This is a genomic window from Wenjunlia tyrosinilytica, from assembly GCF_014646055.1.
In the GTDB taxonomy this organism is placed as follows: domain Bacteria; phylum Actinomycetota; class Actinomycetes; order Streptomycetales; family Streptomycetaceae; genus Wenjunlia; species Wenjunlia tyrosinilytica.
In genome coordinates this window covers 141854-160202 of the sequence record NZ_BMMS01000002.1, presented here as the reverse complement: position 1 = coordinate 160202, position 18349 = coordinate 141854, and the positions used below count along the sequence as shown (strand labels likewise).

General features: G+C 69.9%; 13 protein-coding genes. 12 read left to right on the top strand and 1 reads right to left on the bottom strand.

Features of this window, described 5'->3' with window-relative positions; all coding sequences use genetic code 11:
* Positions 1-163: 163 nt before the first annotated feature.
* Positions 164-1657 (top strand): 30S ribosomal protein S1, encoded by a 1494-nt coding sequence (gene rpsA / locus IEY86_RS02955; protein ID WP_189129881.1) that lies wholly within the window; start codon positions 164-166, stop codon positions 1655-1657.
* Between the two features lie 143 nt (positions 1658-1800).
* Here the strand turns inward: rpsA and IEY86_RS02950 are convergent, their stop codons facing one another.
* Positions 1801-2769 (bottom strand): right-handed parallel beta-helix repeat-containing protein, encoded by a 969-nt coding sequence (locus IEY86_RS02950; protein WP_189129880.1) that lies wholly within the window; start codon positions 2767-2769, stop codon positions 1801-1803.
* Between the two features lie 235 nt (positions 2770-3004).
* Here IEY86_RS02950 and IEY86_RS02945 point away from each other — a divergent pair, with 235 nt between their 5' ends.
* The 11 genes from IEY86_RS02945 (at position 3005) to IEY86_RS02895 (ending at position 18158) form a co-directional block, all read left to right on the top strand.
* The gene (locus tag IEY86_RS02945) at positions 3005-4348 is read left to right on the top strand and encodes an ABC transporter substrate-binding protein (protein ID WP_189129879.1); all 1344 of its coding nucleotides are present in this window, start codon (positions 3005-3007) and stop codon (positions 4346-4348) included.
* 3 nt (positions 4349-4351) lie between these two features.
* A complete protein-coding gene (locus IEY86_RS02940) occupies positions 4352-5329 on the top strand; it encodes a carbohydrate ABC transporter permease (RefSeq protein WP_189129878.1) in 978 nt (325 codons plus the stop codon).
* Positions 5326-6201, top strand: a complete 876-nt coding sequence (locus IEY86_RS02935; protein ID WP_229698109.1) for a carbohydrate ABC transporter permease — start codon at positions 5326-5328, stop codon at positions 6199-6201. Before IEY86_RS02940 ends, IEY86_RS02935 begins: the two co-directional genes overlap by 4 nt.
* 89 nt (positions 6202-6290) lie before the next feature.
* Positions 6291-7253 (top strand): 5-dehydro-4-deoxyglucarate dehydratase, encoded by a 963-nt coding sequence (locus IEY86_RS02930; protein WP_189129877.1) that lies wholly within the window; start codon positions 6291-6293, stop codon positions 7251-7253.
* Positions 7250-8527, top strand: coding sequence for a glucarate dehydratase family protein (locus tag IEY86_RS02925; RefSeq protein ID WP_189129876.1), 1278 nt, complete (start codon positions 7250-7252; stop codon positions 8525-8527). The genes IEY86_RS02930 and IEY86_RS02925 overlap by 4 nt, the downstream gene beginning before the upstream one ends.
* Positions 8528-8596: 69 nt before the next feature.
* Positions 8597-9529, top strand: coding sequence for a proteasome assembly chaperone family protein (locus tag IEY86_RS02920; protein WP_189130052.1), 933 nt, complete (start codon positions 8597-8599; stop codon positions 9527-9529).
* A gap of 283 nt (positions 9530-9812) precedes the next feature.
* Positions 9813-10427 carry a dephospho-CoA kinase gene (coaE, locus tag IEY86_RS02915; protein WP_189129875.1) on the top strand — a complete coding sequence of 205 codons (615 nt, stop codon included), beginning with the start codon at positions 9813-9815 and terminating at the stop codon, positions 10425-10427.
* Positions 10428-10726: 299 nt separating this feature from the next.
* Positions 10727-13900: a DUF4011 domain-containing protein gene (locus tag IEY86_RS02910; protein ID WP_189129874.1), complete on the top strand. Its 3174-nt coding sequence runs from the start codon at positions 10727-10729 to the stop codon at positions 13898-13900.
* A gap of 597 nt (positions 13901-14497) precedes the next feature.
* Positions 14498-15148 carry a DUF4360 domain-containing protein gene (locus IEY86_RS02905; RefSeq protein WP_189129873.1) on the top strand — a complete coding sequence of 217 codons (651 nt, stop codon included), beginning with the start codon at positions 14498-14500 and terminating at the stop codon, positions 15146-15148.
* Positions 15149-15323: 175 nt separating this feature from the next.
* The gene (gene uvrB, locus IEY86_RS02900) at positions 15324-17423 is read left to right on the top strand and encodes an excinuclease ABC subunit UvrB (RefSeq protein ID WP_308425094.1); all 2100 of its coding nucleotides are present in this window, start codon (positions 15324-15326) and stop codon (positions 17421-17423) included.
* Positions 17424-17576: 153 nt separating this feature from the next.
* Positions 17577-18158 (top strand): TerD family protein, encoded by a 582-nt coding sequence (locus IEY86_RS02895; RefSeq protein WP_189129872.1) that lies wholly within the window; start codon positions 17577-17579, stop codon positions 18156-18158.
* The last annotated feature ends 191 nt before the right edge of the window (positions 18159-18349 follow it).

Here is an 18349-nt window from a genome sequence, read left to right as displayed (position 1 = left end):
CTGTTGTAGACCTCTCGGTTTGTCGGGGCGATTTTCGGATTTCCACGATTTTCGGATTTTCCGGATCGTTCGTCCCCAAAGCTGTCCGGCTTCGGCAGTGCGACACCGGCTTTCGGCGTAGCAGTACCTACGACTTTCTGTCCGTACCGGAGCCCTTTCCCACATGACGAGCAGCACCGAGGCAACCCGAACCACCCCGCAGGTGGCGGTCAACGACATCGGTTCCGAGGAAGCCTTCCTCGCCGCGATCGACGAGACGATCAAGTACTTCAACGACGGCGACATCGTCGACGGCGTCATCGTGAAGGTCGACCGGGACGAGGTCCTGCTCGACATCGGTTACAAGACCGAAGGCGTCATCCCTTCCCGCGAGCTCTCCATCAAGCACGACGTCGACCCCAACGAGGTCGTCGCCGTCGGTGATGAGATCGAGGCCCTCGTTCTCCAGAAGGAGGACAAGGAAGGCCGTCTGATCCTGTCCAAGAAGCGCGCTCAGTACGAGCGTGCCTGGGGCACGATCGAGAAGATCAAGGAAGAGGACGGGATCGTCACCGGTACCGTCATCGAGGTCGTCAAGGGTGGTCTCATCCTCGACATCGGCCTCCGCGGCTTCCTCCCGGCCTCGCTGGTCGAGATGCGCCGTGTGCGTGACCTCCAGCCCTATGTGGGCAAGGAGCTCGAGGCCAAGATCATCGAGCTGGACAAGAACCGCAACAACGTGGTCCTGTCCCGCCGTGCGTGGCTGGAGCAGACCCAGAGCGAGGTCCGCCAGACCTTCCTCACCACCCTCCAGAAGGGGCAGGTGCGCTCCGGCGTCGTCTCCTCGATCGTCAACTTCGGTGCGTTCGTCGACCTCGGCGGCGTCGACGGTCTGGTGCACGTCTCCGAGCTGTCCTGGAAGCACATCGACCACCCGTCCGAGGTTGTCGAGGTCGGCCAGGAGGTCACGGTCGAGGTCCTGGACGTCGACATGGACCGCGAGCGCGTCTCCCTGTCGCTGAAGGCGACCCAGGAGGACCCGTGGCAGCAGTTCGCCCGGACCCACCAGATCGGCCAGGTCGTCCCGGGTAAGGTCACCAAGCTCGTTCCGTTCGGTGCGTTCGTCCGCGTCGACGAGGGCATCGAGGGCCTGGTCCACATCTCCGAGCTGGCCGAGCGCCACGTGGAGATCCCGGAGCAGGTCGTCCAGGTCAACGACGAGATCTTCGTCAAGGTCATCGACATCGACCTCGAGCGCCGCCGCATCAGCCTCTCGCTGAAGCAGGCCAACGAGGCCTTCGGTGCCGACCCGTCGGCGGTCGAGTTCGACCCGACCCTGTACGGCATGGCCGCGTCCTACGACGACCAGGGCAATTACATCTACCCCGAGGGCTTCGACCCGGAGGCCAACGACTGGCTGCCCGGTTACGAAAAGCAGCGCGAGGAGTGGGAGCGCCAGTACGCCGAGGCGCAGCAGCGCTTCGAGCAGCACCAGGCGCAGGTCACCAAGGCCCGCGAGGCCGATGCCGAGGCCGCGGCCGAGGCCGGCGCCCCGGCTCCGGCCGGTGCCGGTGGCGGCGGTTCGTACTCCTCGGCCTCGGAGGACACCTCCGGCGCCCTGGCTTCGGACGAGGCGCTCGCCGCGCTCCGTGAGAAGCTGGCCGGTGGCCAGAGCTGAACCCCCGGCGGACCGCTTCGGCGGCCGGCTGAGTAGCTGAACCGCAGGGCCCGCACCCGAGAGGGAGCGGGCCCTGCGGCGTTCCGCGAGCGCGTCTGCCGGAGTGTTTCCGCGGTGTCCGACCGCATGGCCGCAGGGGAGTGCTACCCGATCGGGATGCCCGGGTTGGCCAGTGCGCGGCCTCCGGTGACGGTGTTGCTCCGGTCGATGCTGACCTTGCACGACGAGGCGTTGTAGTTGGTGATGTTGAACGCGTAGCGGCCCTGACCGGTGGCGCCGTTCAGGTCCGACTTGTTGCCGCGGAAGACGGTGCCGCAGCCCCAGCCGGACTGCTGGGTGTGGGTCTCGTACCCGTTGTTCGTCGTGTTCTTGCCGGTGTTGTTCTCGATGACGTAGTCGTTGCCCTTGACGTCGACCCAGCTGTCGTCGTAGTTGTTGCCGGTCAGGCCCTTGCCGTCGAAGGAGTTCCCGGCGACGCGGCCGCCGCGGGTGCCCTCCTTGAGGTCGACGGCCTCTCCGCCGACGTTCGGCCCGATGACGTTGTCGAGGATCTGCACCCGGTCGCTCTTGTCGGACAGGCCCCCGGCGCTGCCGACGTACACGCCCTCGCCCATGCCGCTGTCGTCCCTGCCGGTGTCGTAGATCCTCGAGTTCTTGATGACACCGTCGCGGCTGCTCTTGCGGAAGTGGACGCCCTCCATGTCGAGGCCGTGGACGGTGACACCGTCGATGACGACGCCGACGGCGGAGTCGAGCATGATGCCCTTCTGACCGCCGGTCACCGTGATGCCCTTGACGCGCCAGTAGCTCGCCCCGTTGAGGTGGAGCCCGTAGCCGCCGCCCGCCGTGAGCACGGCCTTCGCCGAGCCGGTGAGGGTGATCGGTGAGCCGGAGGTGCCGGCCCTGGTGGTCTTGAAGTTGCCGCTGTAGGTGCCGTCGGCGAGCCGGATGGTGTCGCCGGGGTTGGCGTTGGTGAGCGCGCTCTTGAGCTGCGCCGCGGTGCTCACATCGATCGTCGTGGCCGCGCTTGCCTGGGGTGCGAGGAGCCCTACCGTGATCAGCGCCGCGGCTGCCGTGGCTACGGATGTGAGGAGCGGTGTTGTTTTCCGCATGGGCGGGTGACCTTTCGCCGTTGAGCGGTGTTCCGCTACATGAACACAGGCCAACATCCTGAACGAAGCTGGCGGGCAGTGAAGCTACGGCCGCCCCTGATGGGCCGTCAAGGGGGGCTGCTTGAACTCTGTCCATCCCCTTGACCTGACCGCAGGTGGCCCCTAGGGTCACGGCTGTTCCCGAACGTGGACGATGTTCCTAACCATGAACGAACTTTGAGGGACGGAGAGGCCGATGGGGGATCACGGACGCCTTGGGCGCGCACAGCGGACGGCGGCCGTGGCCGCGGCACTGGCGACCGCCTTGCTCGGGTCGGCCGCCTGCGGTGACGACTCCGGCGGCGGTGGCAGGGCCTCGGGCCCGCTGAAGGTCTGGGTGCGCGGCGCCGACGACTCGGCCACCGCCTACCGGAAGGTCTTCGCGGGCTTCACCGCCAGGACCGGCGTCAAGGTCGACCTGTTCATGACCCTCACCGACTTCGAGACCAAGCTCAACGCCGCGGCCGCCGCCCATGACCTGCCCGACGTCGTGATCAACGACGCCGCCCAGCTCGGGGCGATGAAGAAGCAGGGCATCATCACCGAGGTCGACAAGTCGTCGATCACCGGGCGGGACAAGGTCGGCGCCGTCGCCTGGAAGTCCGTCCAGGACATCGAGGGCAGGACCTACGGTGTGCCGTTCTCCGCCCAGGCCAATGTCCTCCTGGTGCGCACCGACTGGCTCAAGAAGGTCGGGATGCCGGCGCCGAAGACCTGGGACGACCTGGAGAACGTGGCCAGGGCGTTCACCACCCGCGACCCCGACGGCAACGGCAAGAACGACACCTACGGCCTCGCCGTGCCCGGCTCCACCCAGCGCGGCTACATCGCCTGGAACTGGTCGAGCTTCCTGTTCGAGGCGGGCGGCGACTTCCTCAAGCCCACGGGCAGCGGCGCGTACACCTCCGCCGTCGCCTCACCCGAGGCGGTCGAGGCGGCCGACTTCTACAAGGGGCTGTTCTGCGAGGACAAGGCCGTCCAGCCCGGCGCCCTCAACCACGTCACCAACGACTCCAACAAGGCGTTCCAGACCGGTGTCGCCGGGATGTACCTCACCGGCCCCTACGCCTACGCCGTCTCCGACGCCACCGAGGTCAAGGGCAAGTACACCGCCGTCGCCCCGCCCGCCGGCCCCCAGGGCGGCGCCGCCCTCGCCGAGGGCACCTCCATCTACTCCATGGCCGGCTCCAAGCGGGCCGCCGACTTCAAGAAGTTCGCCGAGTACATGATCTCGGCCAAGGCCCAGACGACCGGTATGACCGGGGTCAAGGCCGCCACGATCGTGCGCCTGCCGGTCAACCAGGACGTGGACACCGCGAGCACCAGGGCGGGTGACCCCCGCTGGAAGGTCGCCCAGCAGGTCTACGACGACAACGCCCACTACGAGCCGGTCAACGTCCCGGACTGGCAGGCCTACCGCACCGCCGCCGCCGAGGCCCTGAACAAGCTCGTCTCCGGCTGCGGCGACTCCAAGAAGGCGCTGTCCGCCCTCGACGGCCGGTTCCGTGAACTGCTCGGCAAGCAGGGCATAGCCGGTTAGCGGATGGCATCGATCACCAAGGCGCCCAAGGGCTCCTCCGGCACCGCCCGCGCGAACGCCGGTCCTGCGGGAGGCCCGGGCCACCGCCCACCCGCCCGCACCCGCCCGCGCCCCCCACTGCGCCGGATCGCCGTCCCCTGGCTGTTCCTCGCCCCCGTCCTGGCCCTGTTCGGCGTCTTCAAGTTCTGGCCCACCATCTGGGGCATGTACCTCAGCTTCTTCGAGGTCCGCCCCTACCTGGGCAACCGCTGGACCGGCTGGGACAACTTCACCGCCGCCTTCCACGACGACCTGCTGCGCTCGGCCCTCTGGCACACCGTGATCGACGCGGGTGCGACCGTCGTCGCCTCGGCCCTGCTCGGCTTCGGCCTCGCCCTCCTCCTCGAGGGCCCAGCCCGGCATGTGCGCCTGCTGCGGACGGCGGCGTTCCTGCCCGTCGTCACCGCCATGGTCGCCGTCGCGGAGCTGTGGAGCACCCTGCTCTTCCCCGGAGAGTACGGCTCGCTGAACTCCCTGCTGGGCCACCTCGGCCTCGGTCCCATGCCGTTCCTGTCCGACCCGGACTCCTCGCTCGCCTCGGTGATGCTCGTCCAGGTGTGGAAGAGCGCCCCGTACGACATGGTGATCTTCGTGGCGGGCCTGGCCGGGATCGACCGACAGCTGTACGAGGCGGCGGCCCTGGACGGGGCAGGAGCCTGGCAGAGGCTGCGGCATGTCACCATCCCCGCCCTCAGCCCCGTGACCACCATCGTGCTGACCCTCGGCCTCATCCGCGGCCTGCGCGTCTTCACCGAGATCTACGTCCTGACCGGCGGCGGTCCCGCGGGCTCGACCGAGTCCATCGTGACCTACGTCTACAAGGAGGGCATCCAGAACAACGACCTGGGGACGGCGTCGGCGGTCTCCACCGTGCTCTTCCTCGTCACCGTCCTGCTCACCTGCCTGACCCTGTGGTGGCGCAACCGGAAGGAGGCCGCGTGAGCGTTCCGACCACGGCCCTGGGGCTTCGGATGCCGAACCGCCGGTGGCTTCGCGGCGGCGTGCGCGTGCTGCTGTACGCCCTGGTGGTCCTCGTGTTCGTCGTGCCCCTGTGGACGATGGTGGCCACCGTCTTCAGCGGTGTCCCCCTCAAGCTCGGCCAGGTGGCCCTGCTCCCGCGCCACTTCACGTTCGGCAACCTGCGGACCGCCTTCCACTTCGGTGTCGGGCGCGGCCTGGCGAACTCGGCGATCGTGACCGGGGTCGGGCTGTTCCTCCAGGTCACCGTCAGCGCGTTCGCCGCCTACGCCCTGGCCCGCAAGAAGTTCCGCGGCCGGGCGCTGGTGATGCTCGCCGTGCTGGCGACGATGATGATGCCGGAGGAGGTCATCGCCATCCCCCTCTACCTGGTGCTGGGCAAGGTCCCGGACCCACTGGGCGGAGGCGACCTGCTCAACTCCTACTCGGGGCTCATCCTTCCCGTCGTCGGCTGGGCACTGCCGATCTACGTCCTGACCGGTTTCATGAAGACCATCCCGGTGGAGCTGGAGGAGTCGGCGAGGGTCGACGGAGCGGGGGACCTCGTGATCTTCTTCCGTGTCATCCTGCCCCTGTGCCGCCCCGCGCTCGGCACCTCGGCCGTCTTCGGCTTCCTCATGATCTGGGACCAGTACCTGCTGCCCCTGCTCGTAGCCCAGTCCCCGGACATGCACACCCTCACCCTCGTCGTCACCAGCCTGTCGGCGAGCCAGGAACAGGGCGTGGGCGTGCGCATGGCAGCCTCGCTGATGCTGATGGTGCCCAGCGTCGTCGTCTACCTGCTCCTCCAGCGGCTCTTCGAACGCGGGCTGCTGACCGGCTCCCTGAAGGGCTGACCCGCCCCTCGAGGGCCGTGCCGCTGCCTCAAGGGCCCCGTCCGCCGACTCAAGGGCCGACCTCCTCTCACGAACAGGACATCTGACCCATGGCTCTCGCACCGAACGCCGAGAGAATCGCCGACCGGCTCGACGGAATTCTCTTCTTCCCCGTGACGGCCTTCGACGCCAAGGGCACGCTGAACCTGGGCGTTTATCGAGAACATGTCCGACAACGTGTCGGCGACGGACCCGCAGCCGTCTTCGCCGCCTGCGGCACCGGTGAGTACCCGGCCCTCGACCTCGACGAGTACCGCTCCTGCGTCGCCGCCGCGGTGGAGGAGGCCGCGGGCAGGGTGCCGGTGGTCGCCGGGGTGGGCCATGGCACCGCGCTGGCCGTCCAGTTCGTCCGCGCCGCGGAGGAGGCGGGAGCCGACGGCCTGCTCGTCCTCCCTCCGTACCTGGTCCAGGCCGGGCAGGCGGGGCTGCTGCGCCACTACCTCACCCTCGCCGACGCCACCGATCTCGACCAGATCATCTACCTGCGTGACAATGCGGTCATCACACCCGCCACCGCCGTCGAACTGGCCCGCCACCCCAGGATCGTGGGTCTCAAGGACGGCGTCGGCGACATCGATCTGATGCAGCGGATCATGGGCGCCATCCGCTCCGACGGCAATGAGCTGCTGTTCATCAACGGCCTGCCCACCGCGGAGATGACCGCACTCGCCTACCGGGGCATCGGCGTCGAGGCGTACTCCTCGGCGGTGTTCTGCTTCGCGCCCCGGATCTCGCTGGCGTTCTTCCGGGCGCTGCGCTCGGGCGACGACGCCACCGCGCGCGAACTCCTCGACGGCTTCTACCAGCCACTGGTCGAGCTGCGGACGCGCGGTTCGGGCTACGCGGTCTCGTTGATCAAGGCCGAGGTCCGCCGCGCCGGGCTCGACGTCGGCGAAGTGCGCCCTCCGCTCGCCGAACCCACCCCGGCCCACCTGGCGGAGCTCGCCGCGGTCGTGGACCGCGGGCACGCGATCGCCGACGCCATCGAGGCTCGCACCGGAGGGGCCCGATGACCGCCCTGAGGATCACCGGCATCCGCGTCACCCCCGTAGCCGTCCAGGACCCGCCCCTGCTGAACTCCGTCGGAGTGCACGAGCCGTTCGCCCTGCGCTCGATCGTGGAGGTGGACACCGACTCCGGTATCACGGGGATCGGCGAGGCATACGGCGACGCCCCCACGCTGGAGCGCCTGACCGCGGTGGCCCCGGCGCTGACCGGACTCGACGTCTTCGACCTCAACGAGCTCAACCGCCGGGTCACCGAGGCCCTCGGCTGCGCCGTCCGCCCCGACGCGCTGACCCCGCTGATCGGGTCGGGCAGCCGCGCCAAGGCCGTGGCGGCGACAGCGGCCGCGTTCGAGGTGCCCTGCCTGGACGCGCAGGGCAAGGCGATCGGGCGGCCCGTCGTCGACCTGCTCGGCGGGCGGGCCAGGGACCGGGTCCCGTACTCCGCCTACCTGTTCCACCGCTGGGCGAAGCACCCGATCGACCCCGGCTACCCCGAGGACGACTGGGGCGAGGCCCTCGGCCCCGAGGGAATCGTCGAGCAGGCCCGCCGCATGGTGGCGCGGTACGGCTTCACCTCCCTCAAGCTCAAGGGCGGTGTCCTCCCGCCCGACCAGGAGACCGACGCGATCCTCGCGCTGCGCGACGCCTTCCCGGGCCACCCCCTGCGCATCGACCCGAACGCCAACTGGACCGTCCCCACCGCCCTCAAGGTCGCCGAGCGCCTGACCGGAACGCTCGAATACCTCGAGGACCCCGTGGGTGGAATCGCCGGGATGTCCGAGGTCGCCCGTTCGACGGACATCCCACTGGCCACCAATATGTGTGTGACCAGCATGGAAGAGCTCCCTGAGGCAGTGGAGCGGCAAGCGGTGAAGATCGTGCTGTCCGACCATCACTTCTGGGGCGGTCTGCGCGCCACCCAGCACCTCGCGGCCGTCTGCGGGACCTTCGGCCTCGGTCTGTCCATGCACTCCAACACCCATCTGGGCATCAGCCTCGCCGCCATGACCCATCTCGCCGCGGCCGTTCCGGGCCTCACCTACGCCTGCGACACCCACTCGCCGTGGCAGCGCGAAGAGGTCGTCGAGCCCGGAGTCCTGGAGATCTCCGGGGGAGCCGTCACCGTCCCCCGGGGCCCCGGCCTCGGTGTCTCCATCGACCGCGACGCCCTCGGGCGGCTCCACGAGCAGTACCTGCGCTGCGAAATCAGGCGCCGTGACGACATCGCCGCGATGCGCGTGGTCGACCCGGACTGGACAGGAGGGCGTCCCCGCTGGTGAACAATGCGCCTTCTCGGAATGAGCGCGCCGCGTGAAGCGTTGCGCGAATGCGAGGAGAGGATGTTTACGTTGCAGGATCCACAGGGTCTCTACGATTTCGACGCCGACGGTCTCGAAGCGGCCGACGCCGCCCACGCCGAGGACGCGGACGGACTGGTGCTGCTGTACCACTTCGACGGCTTCATGGACGCGGGCGCGGCCGGTGAGCAGGTGGTCAACCACATCAGGCGCGAGTTCGCGTACGAGGTGGTCGCCCGCTTCGACGCCGACCGGCTCGTCGACTACCGGGCGCGCCGCCCTCCCATGGTCTTCAGACGGGACCGCTGGGCCAGTTACGAGGCGCCCGAACTGGACCTGCTCCTGGCCCGCGACGGCACAGGAGCCCCATTCCTGCTGCTGTCCGGCCCCGAACCGGATGTGGAGTGGGAGCGCTTCGCGGCAGCCGTGCGCGGACTCGTCGAACGCCTCGGCATCCGCCTGGCGGTGAACTTCCACGGCATCCCCATGGGTGTGCCCCACACACGCCCCACGGGCCTGACCGCCCACGGCAACCGTCCGGACCTCACCACCGGCCATCCGCCGCTGTTCAATGAGGCCCAGGTGCCCGGAAGTGCCCAGGCCCTGGTGGAGTTCCGGCTGGGCGAGGCCGGGCACGACGTGCTGGGATTCGCCGCCCATGTCCCGCACTACGTCGCCGGCTCCCCCTATCCACCCGCGGCGCTCGCCGTCCTGGACGCGGTGACGGCGGCCACCGGCCTGGTGCTGCCGGCTCCGGTCCTGCGTGACCAGACCCAGCTGGTCACCGCCGAGATCGACCGCCAGATCGGTGACGGCGGCGGAGAACTCGCCTCGGAGATCCAGGGCCTTGAGCACCAGTACGACGCCATCGCCGCCTCGCAGGACCGGGAGAACCTCATCGCGGAACCCGCGGATCTGCCGTCGGCGGACGAACTGGCCGCCCAGTTCGAGCGGTTCCTGGCCGACCGCGAGAGCGACGAGTGATCGCGGGCCCGAGGTCCGCGCCGGAGCCGGCGCACGGGTCCGCGCGGGAGCTGGCGCACAGGCCCGCGCGGGAGTCGGGGCACGGGTGCGCGGGGGAGTCGGGCGCACGGGTCCGCGCGGGAGTGGCCGCTCAGGCTTGTGCCGGAGTCGGCTCACAGCCCGCGCGGGAGTCGCCGCCAAGGCTTGTGCCGGAGTCGGCGCACAGCCCTGTGCCGGAGTCGGCGCTCGGGCTTGTGCCGGGCTCGAGACGCCGATGACGAGGGGAAGCCCTAGTCTCTTCACCATGGTGAGAGTCGGTCTTACGGGCGGAATCGGCGCGGGCAAGAGCGAGGTGTCGCGCCTCCTGGCGTCCTACGGGGCGGTGCTGATCGACGCCGACAAGATCGCGAGAGAGGTCGTCGAGCCCGGAACCGACGGCCTCTCGGCGGTCGTGGAGGAGTTCGGCGAGGAGGTGCTGCGCGAGGACGGCACCCTGGACCGGCCCCGGTTGGGCTCGATCGTCTTCGCCGACCCCGACCGGCTCAAGGCCCTCAACGCGATCGTCCACCCCCTGGTCCGTGCCCGCTCCGCTGCCTTGGAGGCGGCGGCGCCGACGGACGCGGTCGTCGTCCAGGACGTTCCCCTGCTGGCGGAGAACAGCCTGGCCGGGCTGTACGACGTCGTGGTCGTGGTGGACGCCTCCCCGGCCACCCAACTCGACCGCCTCGTCCGCCTGCGCGGTATGGAGGAGTCCGACGCCCGCGCGAGGATGGCCGCGCAGGCGTCCCGCGAGGACCGCTTGTCGCTGGCCGACATCGTCATCGACAACGACGGCCCGCTGGAGGCCCTCGAACCCCAGGTGCGCGCGGCATGGGAAGAACTGAGCGCCCGTGCGAAGGGCTCGGGCGACGGCGAGTAGGCGGAGCCCGTCGCGGGGCGTCCGACCGGAGCCGTTCCCATCCGGCCACATCGCTCGCGGCACCCGGCCGGGACGGTCGCGCGGCATTCCGCCGTGGCCCGTTACGCGGCATCCGGCCGGAACCGTTACCTCCTCCGGCCCCTGTTCCGGCTCTCAACGGCCGGGTTGCGGAACAACAGGGCATGCGCCCCTCGTATCCTGACCGCGCCGAATCACGGCAGCCTCAGTTTCGGGCCGGAGCCCTTACCCAGCCTCGGACCCTGTCCACCTTCCCTGAACTCCTCGCACCGGACATACAAATGACCTTGTCGCACCACAAGAGCCAGGAAGCGGACGGTTCCGCCGACCGCCGCTCCGAGCAGGTCCTCGAAGCGGTCAGGACGTGGACCAGCGCGCCCGTCGATCCCCGCGCGGACGGCACGCCGCGGTTCCACCGCCACCTCGCAACAGACACCCTCGACCTCGCCGACGCCGACACGCGGGCCCTGGACGCCCTCCTCGGCGGCAAGCCGCAGCGCATCGCCGACCTCTTCCCCGGTCCGGACCGCGCGGACGACCTGCGCCGCGCCCAGGCGAGCGCCGGCGCCATCCACGACAGGGCACGGGACATCCTCGAACACCGGGGCATCCCCACCGCCTACCTCGCCACGGGAACGGCCACCTGGGACGACGCGGAGTCCGGCGAACCCGCGGCCCCGGTCCTGCTGTGGCCGGTACGCCTGGAGCGGGCGGGCGGTGACGACTTCCGCCTCGCCGTCGGCGACCACGCGCGGGCCGGGCTCGTCCTCCTGCACACTCTCGGGCAGCGCTTCGGCATCCACCCGGACGCCGACGAACTCGCCGGCCTCGCCGTCTCGCCCGCCGACTGCGCCGGGGCGATCGACCATCTCGCCACCATGGTCAAGGGCGCCGCCGGCCTCACCCTCAACCCCTCCGCACGCCTGGTCGGCGTCCACAGCAACGCCGAAGCCGCCATGACGGACGACCTGCGCGCCGCCGCCGAGGCGGGGCAGGACGCGGGCGCCGACACGGTCAGGGCCGCCGGTGAAGTCCTGGCGCTGGAGAGCGAGCAGGGCAGCGGTGACGCCGTCAGCGCGGTCCTCGGCGGACGTGACCTCGTCGTCGAGTCGCCGTCCGACACCGTGAGGAGCACGGTGGCAGCCGACGTTGTGGCGGCCCTGTCAGGCGAGGGCCGCAGCACGCTGGTGGTGGCGCAGGAGCGGGCCGCGACGAGCGCGGTCCTCGACCGGCTCGGCGAACTGGGTCTCGGCGACCGGGTGATGGACCTGCACGACGGCCCGGACGACCCGCGCCGTGTCCTCCGGGAGTTGGTCAGCGCCCTGCCGGAGACCACCGAACCGGGCTCGGACGCCGCCTCGAAGGACGAGGTCGACAGCGAAACCCGTGACGAGCTCGCCCAGTACGACTCCCACGGCGGGTTCACCCTCGCCCCGGGAACATCGCCCTGGTACCCGGCCACCACCACCGTCAGGCAGGCCGAGCACGCCAGGACCGCCTCGACCGCCCTGGCCGAACTGCGCGGCAGCACCCTCGCGGCCACCCGCCGCGCCGCCGCCGACCTCGCCGAGGGCACCGGACTGCCGGAGCCGCGCACCGCCGGGGAACTGCGGGGGACCGCCGACCTGGTCCGAAGGGTCCAGGAGACGCTGAGCGCCTTCTCCCCGGACGTCCACGGCGACGAGCTCACCGAGCTCACCGCCGCGACCGGCCCCGGAAAGTGGCGCAAGGAGCACGGCGTCCACCAGTCGTGGGGGCAGCGGCGCAAGCTGCGCAAGAAGGCCCGCGCGTTCGTGGTCAATGGCTCGCTGGGCCGCCGCGATCTGCACACGGCGCTCGCCGCGGCGGCCGCCGCGCGCGAGGAGTGGATCAAGCTGGCCGGGAACGACTCCGGTCCGGACCGGTCCTCGTACGCCGATGTGCTCGACGGCACCGCCAAGGCGCTGGACCGGCTGGACTCCGGTCTCCACTCGCTCGCCGCGATACTGCCGGGCGCCGAGATGGACACCCTCACGTTCGACGAACTGGGTGCCTTCCTCGACGAGCTGGCCGCGGACGAGGTCACCCTCCACCGCCTGCCCGTGCTGCACACCCTGCGCACGGCCCTCCTGGCCAAGGGGCTGGAATCGCTGCTGGCGGAGCTGACCGAACGGGGCGGCCACGACCCCGGCGAGGGGTCGGCGGGGGAACCCACGCCGTTCGAGCAGCGCGTCCGGCGGGCCGTGGAGGACCACCCCGACCAGGCCGCTCTCCTGCGCTCGGAGGCCGCCAAGGAGGGGCGGGTACTGCCGCTGCGGGAGCTGTTCCGGCGTGCGCCGGAGCTGATGACGGCGCTGCGGCCGTGCTGGACGATGAGCCCGTTGTCCGTCAGCGAGGTCTTTCCGGCGGGGCGTCTGTTCGACGTCGTCGTGGTGGACGAGTCCGGCCGGACCTCCCCGACCGAGGCGGCCACGTCCCTGACGCGAGCGACCCGAACGCTGATCATCCGCGCCCCCCACCCTCCGGCGGACCCCGAACTGCCCGAACAGCGCACCGCCCCCGAGCCGCTGGAGGGAGAGACGGGAACCATCCCGTCCCCCACCCCGGCCCCGGAGCGGGGCGCGACCCCCTCCGCGATGACGGAGCAGGTGGCCGAGGCCAAGCCCGTGGCCGAAGCGAAGCCCGCGACGAAGAGCAAGCGCACGACGAAGAGCAACCCCACGACGAAGAGCAGGCCCGCGGCGCAGCGCAAGCCCGCGGCGAAGGCGGGCTCCGCAGCCCAGGCGGGCCCCGTGACGAAGGGGGAGCCCGCGGCGAAGGGGGAGCCTGCGGCGAAGTCGGCGCCGAAGGCCGGGGCCGTCGCGAAGACGGAGCCCGAGTCGAAGCCGAAGTCGCCCGTTCAGGGCGAGCTCGCGTCGAAGTCGCAGTCTCAAACTGCGCCCATCGCCAGGACGGAGCCCGAGTCGAAGCCGCAGTCCGCCGTTCAGGGCGAGCCCGCGTCGAAGTCGGATTCCGTCACGAAGCCTGGGCCGCAGACGGAACCCGTCACGGAGCCCGAGTCCACGCCGCGGCCTGCGGCGCAGGGCGAGCCCGCGTCGAAGTCGGAACCCGTCACCAAGCCCGAGTCCAAGCCCGAGTCCAAGCCGAAGCCGACGAAGGCGAAGCCCACTTCGAAGGGGGCCTCGTCGGAGGCCGCGATCCCGGCGCCCGCTCCCAGCAGGGACGATGCGCCTGACGCCACCCCGGCCGCGCGCCGGGGGCGCAAGCCCTCGGTCAAGCCCGGCAGCCCCATCACGTCCTACTCCGAAAGCCAGCTCGTCTCCGTGATCCGCTGGCTCGAGAGCGACGGTCTCGAGCGCAGTGACGACGAACTGGCCCGCGAGGCCGTGAAGGTCCTGGGCTTCAGCCGGATGGGGCCGCGCATCCGCGCCTCCCTGGAGGCCGCGATCGAAGCCGCCCACACCCAGAAGGGCTGACCGCCTTCTCAAGACCCCGGCCGCCCGGCCCACAGCCGGGCGGCCGGGGTCTTTCGGCGTCTCCAGGCGTGCTCCGGGAGTGAGTGGAATTGGTCATTCCATCATCCGCGCCCCCGCCACTCCTCCCCGCGCGGGCGCCCTCCAAGGGCGCACGGAGCGCGAGGCGCGGCCTGAATCACCGCCACACGCCCCCGTCCCCACCCCCGGCCGCGGCGCAAACCCCCTCGCCAACGACGTGAGGCGCGGTCGAGTGCCTTCGGTCCCGTGCCCCTCAACGGCGCCAGGGGCGAAATTTCGCAGCGAGGTCGCCCCGTTCCCGCCAGGTCGGCCGGAACGCGGGTGGCGGAGCCTGCGCTTGTGGAGGGAATTCATCGCCATACCGGCCTATTCCGCGGTGTCCGGCGCGCCGAAGCGCGCCGAGCAATACCTTTTCCGGCCTCCTGCGCGGCTGACCGATAAGCGCTCGGCGGCCGCGGCCGCGAATCACCATTCCCGCCAGTTGTCTTCACACTCTCCTTGCACCGTGTTGGCATAGGCGCGCATTTCGGCACCGCATTCACGTTCTGGCCAGCGCATCACCGAGTGAGAGGAGAAGGTATGTACAGAGTTTTGGCCATAGGCGGCGCGGTCGCGGCGCTCATGGCGTCACCGATGTCGGCCGAGGCGTCCCCCATCACCAATCCGCCACCCGACAAGATCGTGATCGAACTCGCCACCGTCAACGGTTCGGGCTGTCCGCAGGACACCGCCGCCGTCGCCGTCTCCCCGGACAACACCGCCTTCACCGTGACGTACAGCGCTTACCTCGCCCAGGTCGGCGTGGGCGCCAAGCCGACGGACTTCCGCAAGAACTGCCAGCTCAATCTGATCGTGCACGTCCCCCAGGGATTCACCTACGCGATAGCCCAGGCCGACTACCGCGGCTTCGCCTCCCTGGAAAAGGGCGCGACCGGAATACAGAAGGCGAACTACTACTTCCAGGGTTCGTCGGCGACCGGCGAAAAGGCCCACCCCTTCAAGGGCCCACTCGCCGACGACTGGCAGGCCTCCGACACCACCGAGGTCGGCGCACTGGTCTGGGCCCCCTGCGGTGAGCAGCGCAACTTCAACATCAACACCGAATTGCGCGTGAACGCGGGAACGTCCGACCCGCAGAAGACCACCAGCTTCATGACGATGGACTCCACCGACACCAGCGTCAACACGATCTACCACATGGCCTGGAAGGAGTGCCCGGCGAAGAAGTAGCCCGGCCCCTTTCCCACCCCGCCCGCGGCGCCCCCCGACCCCCGCGGCCCGAACGCACCCCCGGCCCCTCCCGCTCGAAGTGCGGGAGGGGCCGCTTCATGCGACTGCTCGGGGCAGGCGGCTGGTGGGGGCGTTTCTCGGGTCGTTGTCAGTGGGGGGTCGTACCGTTGAAGGCGTGCGACCCACGACAGATATCGAGCGCAAGGTGGCGCCTTTCGAGGTTGTCAGTCCCTTCGACCCCTCCGGAGATCAGCCGCAGGCCATCGATGAGCTGGAGCGGCGGATCGACGCAGGTGAGAAGGACGTCGTCCTTCTCGGCGCGACCGGCACCGGCAAGTCCGCGACCACCGCGTGGATGGTGGAGCGGCTCCAGCGGCCCACGCTGGTGATGGCGCCCAACAAGACCCTGGCCGCGCAGCTGGCCAACGAGTTCCGCGAGCTCCTGCCCAACAACGCCGTCGAGTACTTCGTCTCGTATTACGACTACTACCAGCCCGAGGCGTACGTCCCCCAGACGGACACCTACATCGAGAAGGACTCCTCGATCAACGAGGAGGTGGAGCGGCTGCGCCACTCCACGACGAACTCGCTGCTCACCCGGCGGGACGTCATCGTCGTGGCCTCCGTGTCCTGCATCTACGGCCTGGGCACGCCCCAGGAGTACGTGGACCGCATGGTGCCGCTCAAGGTCGGGCAGGAGATCGACCGCGACGCTCTGCTGCGCAGATTCGTGGACATCCAGTACACGCGCAACGACGTCGCGTTCACCCGGGGCACGTTCCGGGTGCGCGGGGACACCGTCGAGATCTTCCCGGTGTACGAGGAGCTCGCCGTCCGGATCGAGATGTTCGGCGACGAGATCGAGGCCCTGTCCACGCTCCACCCGCTCACGGGCGAGGTCATCACCGACGACGAGGAGCTCTATGTGTTCCCGGCGACGCACTACGTCGCCGGCCCGGAGCGCATGGAGCGCGCGATCAACGGGATCGAGTGCGAGCTCGAGACGTCGCTCGGGACCATGGAGAAGCAGGGGAAGCTGCTCGAGGCCCAGCGGCTGCGCATGCGGACCAACTACGACATCGAGATGATGCGGCAGATCGGCTCCTGCTCCGGCATCGAGAACTACTCCCGCCACATCGACGGCCGTGAGGCGGGCTCCGCCCCGAACACGCTGCTCGACTACTTCCCGGAGGACTTCCTCCTGGTCATCGACGAGTCGCACGTGACCGTCCCGCAGATCGGCGCCATGTACGAGGGGGACGCCTCGCGGAAGCGGACCCTGATCGACCACGGCTTCCGGCTGCCCTCGGCTCTGGACAACCGGCCGCTGAAATGGGAGGAGTTCCTGGAGCGGATCGGGCAGACCGTCTACCTGTCCGCGACGCCGGGCCCGTACGAGCTCTCGCGGGGCGACGGGGTGGTCGAGCAGATCATCCGTCCCACCGGTCTCATCGACCCCGAGGTCATCGTCAAGCCCACCGAGGGCCAGATCGACGATCTGGTCCACGAGGTGCGGCTGCGGGCCGAGAAGGACGAGCGGGTCCTGGTCACCACGCTCACCAAGAAGATGGCCGAGGACCTGACCGACTACATGCTGGAGCTCGGGGTCCGGGTCCGGTATCTGCACAGCGACATCGACACGCTGCGCCGTGTCGAGCTCCTGCGGGAGCTGCGCGCGGGTGAGTACGACGTGCTCGTCGGCATCAACCTGCTCAGGGAGGGCCTCGACCTTCCCGAGGTCTCGCTGGTGTCGATCCTCGACGCCGACAAGGAGGGGTTCCTGCGGTCGGGCACCTCGCTGATCCAGACCATCGGACGCGCGGCGCGAAATGTCTCCGGCCAGGTCCACATGTACGCGGACCGGGTCACCCCCTCGATGGAGAAGGCGATCGAGGAGACCAACCGCCGCCGCGAGAAGCAGGTCGCGTACAACACCGAGCGCGGGATCGATCCGCAGCCGCTGCGCAAGAAGATCGGCGACATCCTCGACTCCATCGCCCGCGAGGACGCGGACACGGGCGAACTGCTCGGGTCCGGGCGCCAGCAGTCGCGGGGGAAGGCTCCGGTGCCGGGGCTGTCCGCCAAGGCGGGGGAGAAGCGCAAGGGCGCGAAGAGCCTGCCCGCGGCGGAGTTGGCGGAGCTGATCCAGGACCTGACGGACCAGATGCACACCGCCGCCTCGGAGCTCCAGTTCGAGGTCGCCGCCCGTCTGCGCGACGAGGTGGGGGAGTTGAAGAAGGAGCTGCGGCAGATGCGAGAGGCGGGGATCGCCTAGCCGAAACGGCGGTCGGTACGCGCCTGTCCTCGTCCGGTCCCGCCCTCATGTCTCAACACCGCCACAAAGCCAGCCCTGCGGGGCCCGGTGTCGGTGGCACTGCGTAGGGTGCGACCAGCAAGGCAAAGGCAGTTCAATGAGGAGGGACAGCGCGTGACGGTGAACCTGGCCAAGGGCCAGCAGATCAGCCTTCAGAAGTCCGACGGGGGCGCGCTCAGCGTGGTGCGGATGGGGCTGGGCTGGAAGGCCGCGCCTCGCCGCGGGCTGTTCGGCAGCCGGACCCGTGAGATCGACCTCGACGCCTCGGCGGTGCTCTTCGCGGACAACCAGCCGGTGGACGTGGTCTTCTTCCGTCACCTGGTGAGCGACGACGGCTCCGTGCGCCACACCGGTGACAACCTGGTGGGTGGCGCCGGTGCGGGCGGGGACGACGAGTCGATCATCGTCGACCTCCAGCGCGTGCCCGTGCACATCAACCAGATCGTCTTCACAGTGAACTCTTTCACCGGGCAGACGTTCCAGGAGGTGCAGGACGCGTTCTGCCGCCTGATCGACGAGACCAACGGCCAGGAGCTGGCCCGCTACACCCTCACCGGTGGCGGCCAGTACACCGCCCAGGTCATGGCCAAGGTGTTTCGCGGTGCCAACGGCCAGTGGCAGATGTCCGCCATCGGCGCTCCGGCCAGCGGCCGCACGTTCCAGGACCTCATGCCGGCGATCGCCGCGCACCTGTAGCACCCGCAGCACCGTGCCTGTAGCACCTGTAGCAATCTTTAGCACCTGAGTACCCGCAGCACCCGTAGCACCTGCTGTACCGACCCCGGTGCGCGGGCCGTCCGCCCAAGCGGCGGCGCCCCGCTGTGAGGACCCGCGCACCGGGGAGGGCACGGCCGACCGACAGCTGTCGCGGACGCCGCATACCGCAC